Consider the following 11749-nt stretch of genomic DNA (forward strand, 5'->3'; position numbering starts at 1 on the left):
AGCTCAGTAGATTTTTGATTTTGTAACTACTCAGGTTGTAAATTAGCTATATGATTTAGATTTTCTAAGATATTTCCCGAACGTTTGATCAGGGTATCCACGACGGATCTTATAACACAGAAGTTTTCAGCTCCATTGTTGGATTTGAACTGTCCTGATATTTTTTGTTTCACCTTGATGTTGCGTATGGCTCTTTCAGAGGCATTGTTATCCGGTGGTACTTTTTGGTGATAGAGAAAAGTAAAAAGTGACTTTCTGTATTTCAGGAGTCTTTTTTGTAGGGATACTGCTTCTTTATGTTTTGACTCTACAGGTTGGGCGAGTAGGTTATCCATCTTCTCTTCAATGGAAGCAATACTCCTGCTATTCTCTGTATCCGGTAGTTTTTTGAGTTTTCTCTTTAGTGAGATAGCTTCCCTGAACAGGGCCCTAAGGCTGTCAGCCCATTTAGATTTATAGCGTTCAACAATGTAGTTGAGCTCCCTAAGCAGATGTGCACAACAAAGCTGGTGCAGATTTTCCGAATAGTTGAAGTACGCCCTCCATGCATCGTGGCACAATACTGCCTTTCCGAACCCATCGGGAAAATGTGTATTCATCGCCTTAAGTCCACGTGATTCAGATATAGCTAACAGGGTGAGTTCCTCGGTCTGATAAGTCCAGACCCACTGTTTGTTTCCATCCACTTTAGCCCCAGTCTCGTCAGCTCCTATCACAGGACTTTTAGAGACTGCCGTCTTTATCTTTTGCATATATTGGTGCAGACTTGCGGGCAAACCTACCGATAATGTTATCGATACTCCCCTCGCTGAGATTAATACCGAAGCAGTCCCTGAGAAGTTCTTTCATCCTTCTATAGGGAACATACTGTCTGGCATGCAGATAACCGACAATGGTTTCAACACCGCTCCCGTACTGTATGGGGGCATTGATATTGTCAGGGAATGACCCACTGATCTTTTCTCCACAGGAACAGTTTTTGGAAAAGATTCTATGCTCGGTACATACCACTTTAATCACAGGAAGATCCAGGACCTGTCTTTTGGAGGACAGTTCTGCTGGAACCGCCGACAGATCACCACCACAGCAGGTACAGAATAAAGGGATGTGGTTTTCTATTATGTCCGGGGAGGATGTCATTTCAAGGGTATGGCCTTTGTGTCCAGGCTGACCGCCGGTTTTGCGCCCTGTATCCTGACGGAGACTCTGATTTTTTTTGGGGCGGTTCTCGTCTTTTGAAGGGGGAACCGAGCTGTTGCGGCTGTTTTTTGGATTACGGTAACGGGCAAGCTCATTTTCCAAATCGGATACCCTAGATTTTAAAGACTTGACCTCCTCCATAAGCTGGAGGTTCATCTTGATCAGTTCCTGAATAAGCGTATCTCTGTGGTCCAATATCCTATAGAAATGTTTCCTGAATATCAGCACATAATCCCATGAATACCAATAATCCACGCTGTTTTTCCCCACAAAAAAATGTGGATAAACCAACTTTAAAGCTGATTTTCGTACATTCACATACAAATACGCATCAATACACCACAGAGGGCAACAAGACTCCAAATACTTGAATATTGGTCAGTAAATAATGTACCTGAGTAGTTACTTGATTTTTATTACATGACAAAAATAGAATGATCACAAGTGGGAGAAGAAATTTATCAATATTTTTCATTGTCTTTTTTTTAAAGATTGGTTTGAAAATAACTAAATAATTTATTTACTGCTTGATCAACATACTCCGGTTCCCAATAGGTCTGTATATGGGTAGCCCCATCAATAAGAAACAATTCCTTGTTCTTTGCATTAGTAGCTTTATGGAAAGCCTCGTCTGTCATATAATAGCTGTCAGCTTTGCTCCCGGCAATCATCAATAAGGGCTGGTTGATTAAATCCATATTTGTGCTTGCATCAAAAGTCATTAATTCCAACAGGCTACTTTTAGTGTATTTAAAAGTAGAATTTGGATGGGCATGTGTTTTACCATAATATTCAAATCCTTCACGGTATAAGTCAAACGGCAATGCTGCAATCTGCGCATCCGTAGGCTGTGCGTCTCCCAAATACAATATTTCCCCTCCTGCTGCTTCTTGCGCCCGTGCATCGGAAGCCTCTTGCAACCTTTCCTGGATAGTTGAAAATTGTGAGTTCATAAAACCGTTGCGCCTAACTAAGCCTGAATTGAACATGCTTAAAGTAGCTATGACCTTGAACCTTTTGTCTGACTGGGCTGCTTTCAATGCGTACCCCCCTCCTCCGCAGATCCCTAGCAATCCCAATCTTGAGGTATCCACCCCAGGGTATTGTGAAATAAAATCAGCCATGGCATGAATATCTTCTATTCTGTTTGAGGGTTTATCTACGTTTCTAGGTGTGCCTCCACTACCGCCCTGATAGGCTGCATCCGCCGTAATGGTTATAAATCCATTTTCAGCTAAACGCTGAGCATACAGCCCTGCAACTTGTTCCTTTACCCCTCCATTTGGATGGGCAATAACAATAGTGGGATACTTTTGAGAAGCATCAAAATTTGCTGGTATATAAACATTTGCAACAATGGCAATGTCTTTGATTTTATATGTAACAGGGTCAATATTAACTTTTCCCTTAATATTTTCTGCAATAGCCCCTTGGTAAACCAAAGAATAAGGATTTTTCTTTGGCTGCATTTGGGCAGTTTGAGCATTTGATAAATTTATGGCTAGCATCGGAATTAATAATGATGTTATTAACAATATCTTTTTCATCTCTTTATATTTTATTGCCTATTCAGCACTTCGTCCAAAACTGCTTTTGCTGCTTTGGTTTTCTTTCTTCCTAGAATTGGTTTGATTTCCGAAATAAATTCATTCAGCTGATCAGAAGTTAAGCCTACATTTAAACAAATGGCCAGGTGTGAACGAAGCATTGGCTCTACCCTGCCAACTGTACTTAGAACTGAAATAGTTACCAATTGCCTCTCCGGGTAAGCCAAAACATCTCTTTCAAAAATATCTGCAAACAAATGTTTTTTCAGGAATGTGTCTATCACGGGAGCAAATGCTGAATAGCCAGTAAGTGAGTCGGGTTGTGGTATCTGGGTTAGTTCCCCTATGATTTTTTTGCCCCTTTCATATTTGTTTCCATCCTCTTGAATCGGTGAAGCTTCCCTTCCAAGTTCATCTATAACACCCCTGATTTTTCGTTCCTCAAGAACTTCCATAAAAGTTTGTAACCCTCTTAGACTCCTCGGAAATCCGCAATATGCATATAGATGCACCAAAACTTCTTTTGTTTCATTTACTGTCAGTCCTGATTCTAGTCCTGATTCCAAGGCTGGCTTTAAATTGATCAGATCACCCTTGGCTGTAAGTGATGCTATGGAAATAATACTCTTTTGTTTTGGACTCAGGTTTTGGGTAGTATGCAATTTTTGCGCTTTTGCAAAATTTACGGACAATGAAATACTCACTGTAATGAATATCAAGGTTACTGTTTTTAATTGCCTCATCATCATATTGTCTATGTTCAATCTATCTTGTGCTCACTTAACCATCTAACCATGTTAGGGTCTCTATGGTCAAAAAACAAACTTGCGCCTCTGTCCAATGTAGCTATAACTTCCAAATCATCTGCTGCCAGTTCAAAATTGAAAATATCGAAATTCTCTAACATCCTCTCTTTTCGAACTGACTTGGGAATGGCAACCACTCCTCTTTGCATCAGCCAACGAAGGACAATTTGTGCTACCGTTTTATTGTATTTGTTTCCAATAGCAGCTAAAACCCCATTCTGGAAAAGGTTGTTTTTCCCTTCCGCAAAGGGACCCCAAGACTGAATCTGAATATTGTTTTCCCCAAGAAATTTTTGTGTATCAACCTGTTGGAGGAATGGATGTGTTTCGATTTGGTTGACAGCAGGGGTAAGTCCACTATTTATCTTTAGATCCATTATTCTATCGGGATGAAAGTTCGCTACACCTATGGCTTTTATTTTTCCCTCATTTATTAAATCCTGCATTGCCCGCCAAGAACCATATATATCACCCATTGGCTGATGAATCAGGTATAAGTCAAGAAAATCAAGTTGGAGCAAGTCCAATGTTTTATAAAAAGCTGCCTTGGTTTTCTCATAGCCTGTATCCTGTACCCAAAGTTTTGAAGTAATAAAGAAATCTTCTCTTGGAACATTGCTGCTCTTGATTGCATTTCCAACTGCCTGTTCATTTTTATAAGAAGACGCAGTATCGATTAAGCGATAACCTATTTCGATTGCATCATTTACTGCTTGTTCACATTCTTTTGTACCAGGAATTTGAAAAACACCAAAACCCAGTAAAGGCATTTCGATGCCGTTGTTCAATATTATATTCTCCATTACTTTAATTATTTAAGCTGTCCCATTTTCTTCAAATTGATTAGGATTTTCATTGATGCAAATTTCGCTAAACAAAACCGACAGTCTTTTATACACATTACTGTATTGCCTACCAAAATCACTGATCACATAAAATGTATGAACAAGATATAGGTATGAATGACTCCATATCAGGAAAATTGGTATGTAAAACCGTAATTTATATAAAAGAAACAGAGAGAATTAGGGGTAAATTTGTATCAACAATAGAAGCTTAAGCATTTATACACTTTGTTTAATATGAATATGATTCGCAATACCGTTAAAAGACAACTCTTCACATTATTTTTAACCCTAACCATTGGCGTATCACTCTATGCACAAAATACCAACAAATCAAAACCTATTGTAATTGAAGATCAAGGCAGTTTTACAGTTGGAGGGACAGTCATAAAGGAATCAGGTACTTTTGACCCCATCAAACATGGAGCTTTCAACCCAGCCGATCAAGTCTCAGAAGGCCAGACTTTGCATGGTGATCATGCCTATGTTTTCTACCAGGTTCCAAAGAAAGCAAAGAAACTCCCCCTGGTTTTTTGGCATGGGTATGGACAATATTCCAAGACTTGGGAAACTACTCCTGATGGTAGGGAAGGTTTTCAAAATATTTTCTTAAGGAAAAAATATCCGGTATATTTAATTGATCAACCCCGAAGAGGTCGTGCGGCAAGGAGCACTGTTCCTGGTGTCATTTCAGCCAAGCCTGATGACCAGCTTTGGTTTGGGATATTCCGATTGGGGACAAGTAGTGAATTTTATCCCAATGTCCAGTTCCCAAAAGATCCAAAAGCTTTGGATCAATTCTTCAGACAAATCACTCCAGACACTGGCCCGATTGATTTTGAAGTGAATACGGAAGCCATTTCAGCCCTTTTTGATAAAATTGGAGATGGTATATTGGTCACACATTCCCATAGCGGTGGACAAGGTTGGTTAACAGCACTTAAAAACAGTAATATTAAAGGAATTGTATCTTACGAACCAGGAAGCAATTTCCTGTTTCCAGAAGGAAATGTACCCGATCCAATTTCATATGTGGGTGGGACATTAAGAGCTTTGGAAGTCCCACAAGAGGATTTTCTCAGACTGACTAAAATCCCTATAATTATCTATTATGGGGACTTCATTCCCACCGAACCTGTGGAGAATCCTGGTCAGGAACAATGGAGAGCTGCACTTTCGATGGCCAAACTTTGGCGTGATGCGGTCAATCAGGCAGGAGGAGATGTTACATTGATCCATTTGCCGGAGATCGGTATCAAAGGCAACACCCATTTCCCATTTTCAGACCTTAACAATCTTGAGATTGCTGAGCTGATGGCAGAATGGCTCAAAGAGAAAAGATTAGACTAACTAATTGTATCTATAATCGTATTATAAAATAAAAAACAGAAAAGTTATGAAAAATACCTTAATAGCAATAGTACTTTTACTACTTAACGCAACCTTTACAATGGCGCAAAATAAAGATTATATAAAGGAAATAACCCAACTGTCCAAAGACAAATGGGAATGGATGGCAGACAAAAATATTGAAAAGCTAAAAACCCTTTTCCATGGAAACGCAAAATTTGTTCACATGAGTGGCACCTGGGATACGGAAAGAGAGCTTGAGATCATCGAGACAGGAAGTATCTGGTACAAAAAAGCCACGATTTATGATACGGCAGTGGAGGTTTCAGAAAATACAGCTGTGGTATGGAATAGGATAACCCTCGAATCGGTTGTCCGTGGAAATGATGCAAAAGTTGAATTTACGGTTACAGAAGTATATCAGAAAATGGAGGAGAACTGGAAAATGTTAGCTATGACATTCAGTAGTGTACGTGATACCCATGAGATTGAGAAATAACTACAGAAGTCCCAAAAAGAAAAACTAAAACACTTGATATAATATGAAAAAGATAATCCTTTGTTTATCCCTTTTTATTTTGGCAAACCAGTTGGTTTTGGCTCAAAATTCTTCAGAAGAACAGCAAATCATAGAACTTTCAAACAAAAAATGGGAATGGATGGCAGCTAAAGATACTGCTAAGCTTTCTGATCTTTTCCATGACAAGTCAGTTTTTGTACATATGGGCGGTGCATGGGGTAAGGAACGTGAGGTAAATATCATAGCTGGTGGTGGGATTTGGTACAAAAAAGCCGATATCCATGAAGTATCCGTTGAGATTATCGAAAACACAGCCATACTTCTTAGCCGGATTACTCTTTTGGCAGAAGTAGGTGGAAATGAAGTCACCAATCCCTTCATGGTTACAGAAGTTTATATTAAAATGGATGGAGATTGGAAAATGGGATCACTCTCATTTACGAAGCTCAACTCTCCAGGATAATAATTTTCCAAAATGAGAAGTTCAATCGAGATAACATTCACAAGACTTTAATTCTTTAAGTTGTCATATTGTTGTTAGCAACTTAAAACAGAAGTATAAGAAGAGGTTACTTTAAGAACTAAAAATAAAATATTATTATCCTCAATGATACCAGTAAATGATTTTATAATAAATAATCTTGCGGATAATTGTCAATTGGGCGTACAAGTATCGACATCTAACAGTCCACATATGTGCCTGTTGCGTAGCGATTTAAATTTAGGATTTAGATTATTTAAATGGCTACTGGTAAGAAAGCAGATATGTATAAAATATCTAGCTATTACTTACTTAATTTGAAAGGATGTTTTTCTTAAAGAGTAGGATTTACTAAAAAGATGGCGGCAGATATTTAGGCAAGTCCTGTTCCAGATTAATTCAGGGAACTCCTGAACTCGTTTGGTGTCTGTTCTGCATGTTGTTTGAAAAACCGAGAAAAATGCTGCGGGTATTTAAATCCAAGTTCGTAGGCGATTTCACTCATTGTTTTGTTGACATCACTGATTTTTTCTTTGGCAACATCGATCAGTTTTAGCTGGATATATTCCTGAGCGGATTTCCCTGTTTCTTTCTTTACCAGATCTCCGAAATAATTGGCAGACAAATGAAAAAGATCAGCAAAATACGCCACAGATGGCAGTCCTATCAACTGGGGCTTTTCTGAATGGAAATATTCATTGAGGGAAACCTCAAATTTCTCTAAAACACCTTGATGAACCGTATCGCGTGTGATAAACTGTCGATCGTAAAAGCGGGTACAATAATTTAAAAACAGTTCAAGATTGGATAAAATAAGCTTTTTACTGTGCTTATCAATAGCATGTTCGAGCTCATACTTGATTTTACCCAAGGTGTCAAGAATGATGTTTTTTTCCCTTTCAGAGAGGTGTAGTGCTTCGTGCGACTGATAGCCGAAAAAGGAATACTCATTCATTTGTTTGCCTAAGGAAGAACCATGCAAAAGGTCTTTATGAAATACCAGGGCATGGCCTTTGGGTTGGTAGTATTCGCCGTTACTACTTACACCTGCAAACTGGCCTGGAGCCATAAAGACCAAAGTCCCTTCTTGGTAGTCATAGGTATGCTTTCCATAAACCATATCTCCGCATTTCACTTCTTTTAAAAAGACACAATAGAAATTAAAATACATTCGTGAACCTTGTCTTGGATCTGCCTTGGAAAGATCAACAACACTGATCATTGGGTGTAAAGTCTCATTCTTGTTGAATTCATTATATTCGTTGACTGTTTCAAAGCGACGTAAAGTTTCCATGCAAATAGGGTTTTTTAGATTATAAAAATAGGTTTTTCTAAAATATTAATCATAAGTGGATACCATAAATCAGTAAGATTGGTTAGTAATTCCGTAATTTATATACACGAATGTTCGGTAAACTATTTGATATTTGTAAATAAGGCAAATTGATAAGAAGTAATAGAGATTAAACTGCGTAGAAGAAACAGCTCAAAAGTTGGCAGTGGATTTCCAAAGTAGTTATAGGATCTAACAAGAGTTGCTTTTAAAAGACCTTATTCTGATTATTAAATGGATATAAAGTGGGTATAGGTTTGATTTTCCATTCTTTTTCCCGATATTTTATAAAATCATTTCCCCAACGGGATATATTAAAACCACATGATAATTTAAACTCCTATGGCAAAGATAGAATTTACAATCAATGGAAAAGAACAGACTGTAGATATTGATCCATCAACACCTGTTTTATGGGTATTGAGAGATCACTTGGATCTGGTAGGAACGAAATATGGTTGTGGTATTGCACAATGTGGTGCATGTACCATACATTTAGATGGGGAAGCGGTAAGATCATGCGTATTGCCAATATCATCTGTTCAAGGTCAAAAGATCACAACTATAGAGGGACTCTCCCAAGATGGAGATCATCCTTTGCAAAAAGCATGGATGGAACACGATGTACCACAATGTGGCTATTGTCAAACAGGACAGATTATGTCTGCGGCAGCACTTTTGAAAAATGTTCCCAATCCAAGCGATGCGGAGATCGATACAGCTATGAATGGTAATATCTGTCGCTGTGGAACCTATACTCGGATCAAGACAGCAATTAAAATCGCATCCAAATCACTTTAATCTCCAAACTGTATGACTTTATTGAATAAAAAAAAATTAAATAGAAGATCCTTCCTGAAAGTATCTACTCTTGCAGGTGGTGGGATGATGCTAAGTTTTAGCTGGCTGGCTGGTTGTAAACCTTCTGAAGAAGAAATTTTGAACATGCCTGAGGAGTGGTTCACAATCAATAGTTACATCAAAATCGGTGAAAATGGAGCTGTGACACTTTTCAACCCAAATCCAGAGTTTGGACAAAATGTCAAGACCTCCCTGCCTATGATTCTGGCAGACGAGTTGGATGTTGATTGGAAAAACGTTTTTGTGGAACAGGCAGACTTTTATCCAGAGCGGTTTGAGCGACAATTCACAGGAGGAAGCAATAGTGTCAGGTCCAGTTGGAAACCGCTGCGGACCGCAGGTGCCACAGCCAAGCACCTTCTTGTCTCTGCCGCTTCGCAAACCTGGAATGTACCTGCAAATGAAATTACCGCCAGAAATGGAATTTTAGAGCATAAGTCTTCGGGAAAAAAAGTGGGATACGGAGAAATGGCGTCCCTTGCAGGAACTCTGGAAGCACCGGATCCTGAATCTGTAAAACTGAAAGAAATTTCCGATTTTAAAATTATCGGTAACTCTATCAAGAATGTGGATGGGAAAAAGATTGTAACTGGCAAGCCCTTGTTTTCCATAGACCACAAAGTAGAAGGAATGAAATATGCTGCAATAGTTCATCCTCCTGCATTTGGTATGAAGCTTAAATCATTTGACAAGAGCTCCGTTGTTGCTATGCCCGGAATTCAGGATGTTTTTGAAGTCAAAATATTTAAAGATGATTATGGACGTAATTTCTTTGATACAACCACTTTCCCTGTGATCGTTGCCATAGTGGGAAATTCGACTTGGGAAGTATTACAGGCTAAAAAAAGTTTGAAAGTAGAATGGGAAAAAACTCCGGACTCAACCTTTCCTATGGCTGGAAGAGGTGGGCAAAATATTGACATCAAAGTCCCTGGAGGTTTGGAAAATTCAACAATCCATAAAGAAAAAATGGCTGAGTACATCAGTAAACCAGGCAATGTACAGCGAAAAGATGGGGATCCTGAAAGTGCTTTTAAATCGGCAGCCAGAATCATTGAGAGAACTTACACAGCTCCGTATTTGGCACATAACACCATGGAACCGATGAATGCATTTGCGGATGTAAAAGGTGACAAGGCTGTAATCTATGGGCCAACTCAAGCCCCAGAGTCAATTATGAATGCTCTTTCAAGTAGTCTTGGCCTTCCCAAAGAAAATATTCAGATCAATCTCGCCAGAATGGGTGGCGGATTTGGAAGAAGAGCATACAGTCATCATTTGACCGAAGCCGCCTTGATTTCCCAGAAAATCCAAGCACCTGTGAAAATGGTTTATACCAGAGAAGATGATATGAGTGCGGGAGTGTATCGTCCTACTTATTCAGCCACTTACCGGGCAGCTTTGGATGAAAACAACAACCTGTTGGCCTTCCATGTGAAAGCTGGAGGAATTCCAGAGTCTCCACTTCATGCTAATAGATTCCCAGCCGGGGCTATCGACAATTACCTTGCAGAAAGCTGGCAAATTGAGTCAAATATTACCATTGGAGCTTTCCGAGCTCCAAGATCCAACTTTATCGCTGGAGCAGAGCAAAGTTTTTTGGACGAGTTAGCGGAAGAAATGGGAAAAGACCCAATAGACTTTAGGTTAGAACTTTTGGATAGGGCAAAGAAGAATCCTGTAGGAGAGAGGAATGATTATGATCCTGAGCGCTATGCGGAAGTACTGAATTTGGTTCGTGAAAAATCAAAGTGGGATGTGCCTTCATCGGGTTTGCATCGTGGAGTTTCGGCCTATTTTTGTCATAATTCTTATGTTGCAGAAGTGTTAGATATAAAAATTGAAAACAATAAACCTGTGGTAGAAAATGTATATGCTGCTGTTGATTGTGGTATTGTAGTTAATCCAGATGCTGCTGCAAATATGGGTGAAGGCGCTATTGTAGATGGTATTGGAAATGCTTTTTTTGGAGAGTTGAGCTTTCAAGATGGAGTTCCTCAAAAAAACAACTTCAATACTTATAGAATGATCCGCATGCCAGAGGCACCAAAGAAAATTGAAGTACATTTTGTAAAAAATGATCATGACCCAACTGGGCTTGGTGAACCGTTATTCCCACCAATCTTTGCAGCTTTAGCCAATGCCCTCTACAAATCATCGGGTAGAAGGCAATACAATCAACCATATATGAATGATTATCAGGCAGCTGATATCAAGAATTTGTAAAATTATAAATTCAAATGTTAATAAGTAAATTAGTAAAAACTAGATCTATTTGTTAAAAATAGGTCTGGTTTTTATTCATCAGGGTTGAAAAGGGAAAGATTGAGAATGGATGAGTGTAAATGTTTATTGGTTATTAGTTAATTAGGTTGAAAAGGTCGATTTAGGTTAAAGAACAAAGGAAAAAGGGTAATCCCCAATCAAGATAACAATTCAACCTTTAATCAGTTTATTTAAATTAAATCTTAATAAGTATTGTTCTTCTTTCAGTCACAATGCATATTTGTAATTAAGTTAAAATGCTATCTATGAATGCTTCTGAAATTTCTCCAAACAACACTTATCTCATCAAAGAAATCATGACTTCTGATATAGATGTCAACCTTTTGGAAATAGGGGTTATGGAGGGGAAAATAATTCGACTAGCAGGTAAAACACTTTTTGCAGGAACCTATGCTTTCGAAGTAGGTGAGAATATCATCTGTATGCGGCCTTCAGAAGCTAAATTGATCATGGTTATACCACAAAATTAAAATCTGTATTTTTCTTATTTAATTCATCACCATTCTAAAGGATTTGGGAT

Annotated in this window: 12 protein-coding genes; 6 read left to right on the forward strand and 6 right to left on the reverse strand. The window is 38.6% G+C overall.

Features of this window, described 5'->3' with window-relative positions; genetic code table 11:
- Positions 1–26: 26 nt before the first annotated feature.
- The 5 genes from tnpC to BELBA_RS12585 all read right to left on the reverse strand — a co-directional run bounded on the left by tnpC (position 27) and on the right by BELBA_RS12585 (position 4356).
- Entirely contained in the window at positions 27–752 is a 726-nt protein-coding gene (gene tnpC / locus BELBA_RS20175; protein ID WP_041779356.1) for an IS66 family transposase, read from the reverse strand.
- Positions 724–1470, reverse strand: coding sequence for a DUF6444 domain-containing protein (locus BELBA_RS20180; RefSeq protein WP_157466095.1), 747 nt, complete (start codon positions 1468–1470; stop codon positions 724–726). Before BELBA_RS20180 ends, tnpC begins: the two co-directional genes overlap by 29 nt.
- A 215-nt stretch (positions 1471–1685) precedes the next feature.
- Positions 1686–2747 carry an alpha/beta hydrolase gene (locus BELBA_RS12575; RefSeq protein ID WP_014773071.1) on the reverse strand — a complete coding sequence of 354 codons (1062 nt, stop codon included), beginning with the start codon at positions 2745–2747 and terminating at the stop codon, positions 1686–1688.
- An 11-nt stretch (positions 2748–2758) separates the two neighbouring features.
- Entirely contained in the window at positions 2759–3496 is a 738-nt protein-coding gene (locus tag BELBA_RS12580) for a carboxymuconolactone decarboxylase family protein (protein WP_014773072.1), read from the reverse strand.
- 11 nt (positions 3497–3507) lie between these two features.
- A complete protein-coding gene (locus BELBA_RS12585) occupies positions 3508–4356 on the reverse strand; it encodes an aldo/keto reductase (protein WP_014773073.1) in 849 nt (282 codons plus the stop codon).
- Positions 4357–4635: 279 nt separating this feature from the next.
- Here BELBA_RS12585 and BELBA_RS12590 point away from each other — a divergent pair, with 279 nt between their 5' ends.
- From BELBA_RS12590 to BELBA_RS12600, 3 genes are read left to right on the forward strand one after another with little or no spacing between them, the layout of a single operon-like run.
- Positions 4636–5748, forward strand: a complete 1113-nt coding sequence (locus BELBA_RS12590; RefSeq protein WP_245531068.1) for an alpha/beta hydrolase — start codon at positions 4636–4638, stop codon at positions 5746–5748.
- 46 nt (positions 5749–5794) lie between these two features.
- Positions 5795–6247, forward strand: a complete 453-nt coding sequence (locus tag BELBA_RS12595) for a nuclear transport factor 2 family protein (RefSeq protein ID WP_014773075.1) — start codon at positions 5795–5797, stop codon at positions 6245–6247.
- A gap of 43 nt (positions 6248–6290) precedes the next feature.
- Positions 6291–6731: a nuclear transport factor 2 family protein gene (locus BELBA_RS12600; protein ID WP_014773076.1), complete on the forward strand. Its 441-nt coding sequence runs from the start codon at positions 6291–6293 to the stop codon at positions 6729–6731.
- Between the two features lie 412 nt (positions 6732–7143).
- Here the strand turns inward: BELBA_RS12600 and BELBA_RS12605 are convergent, their stop codons facing one another.
- On the reverse strand, positions 7144–8043 hold the full coding sequence (locus tag BELBA_RS12605) for a helix-turn-helix domain-containing protein (protein WP_014773077.1): 900 nt from the start codon (positions 8041–8043) through the stop codon (positions 7144–7146).
- A gap of 381 nt (positions 8044–8424) precedes the next feature.
- Between BELBA_RS12605 and BELBA_RS12610 the strand changes: the two genes are divergently transcribed.
- From BELBA_RS12610 to BELBA_RS12620, 3 genes are all read left to right on the forward strand, one after another.
- Positions 8425–8883 carry a (2Fe-2S)-binding protein gene (locus tag BELBA_RS12610; protein ID WP_014773078.1) on the forward strand — a complete coding sequence of 153 codons (459 nt, stop codon included), beginning with the start codon at positions 8425–8427 and terminating at the stop codon, positions 8881–8883.
- 12 nt (positions 8884–8895) lie between these two features.
- Complete coding sequence (locus BELBA_RS12615; RefSeq protein WP_014773079.1) at positions 8896–11169, forward strand: xanthine dehydrogenase family protein molybdopterin-binding subunit; 2274 nt, start codon at positions 8896–8898, stop codon at positions 11167–11169.
- Positions 11170–11474: 305 nt separating this feature from the next.
- Positions 11475–11699, forward strand: a complete 225-nt coding sequence (locus BELBA_RS12620; protein WP_014773080.1) for a FeoA family protein — start codon at positions 11475–11477, stop codon at positions 11697–11699.
- Positions 11700–11749: the final 50 nt, after the last annotated feature.

This window comes from Belliella baltica DSM 15883 (assembly GCF_000265405.1).
GTDB lineage: Bacteria > Bacteroidota > Bacteroidia > Cytophagales > Cyclobacteriaceae > Belliella > Belliella baltica.

Bases quoted from the DNA above. Each gene is read 5' to 3' on its own strand.
- tnpC (WP_041779356.1), bottom strand. From the start codon at position 752: ATGCAAAAGATAAAGACGGCAGTCTCTAAAAGTCCTGTGATAGGAGCT.
- BELBA_RS12575 (WP_014773071.1), bottom strand. From the start codon at position 2,747: ATGAAAAAGATATTGTTAATAACATCATTATTAATTCCGATGCTAGCC.
- BELBA_RS12580 (WP_014773072.1), bottom strand. From the start codon at position 3,496: ATGATGATGAGGCAATTAAAAACAGTAACCTTGATATTCATTACAGTG.
- BELBA_RS12585 (WP_014773073.1), bottom strand. From the start codon at position 4,356: ATGGAGAATATAATATTGAACAACGGCATCGAAATGCCTTTACTGGGT.
- BELBA_RS12590 (WP_245531068.1), top strand. From the start codon at position 4,636: ATGAATATGATTCGCAATACCGTTAAAAGACAACTCTTCACATTATTT.
- BELBA_RS12595 (WP_014773075.1), top strand. From the start codon at position 5,795: ATGAAAAATACCTTAATAGCAATAGTACTTTTACTACTTAACGCAACC.
- BELBA_RS12600 (WP_014773076.1), top strand. From the start codon at position 6,291: ATGAAAAAGATAATCCTTTGTTTATCCCTTTTTATTTTGGCAAACCAG.
- BELBA_RS12605 (WP_014773077.1), bottom strand. From the start codon at position 8,043: ATGGAAACTTTACGTCGCTTTGAAACAGTCAACGAATATAATGAATTC.
- BELBA_RS12610 (WP_014773078.1), top strand. From the start codon at position 8,425: ATGGCAAAGATAGAATTTACAATCAATGGAAAAGAACAGACTGTAGAT.
- BELBA_RS12615 (WP_014773079.1), top strand. From the start codon at position 8,896: ATGACTTTATTGAATAAAAAAAAATTAAATAGAAGATCCTTCCTGAAA.
- BELBA_RS12620 (WP_014773080.1), top strand. From the start codon at position 11,475: ATGAATGCTTCTGAAATTTCTCCAAACAACACTTATCTCATCAAAGAA.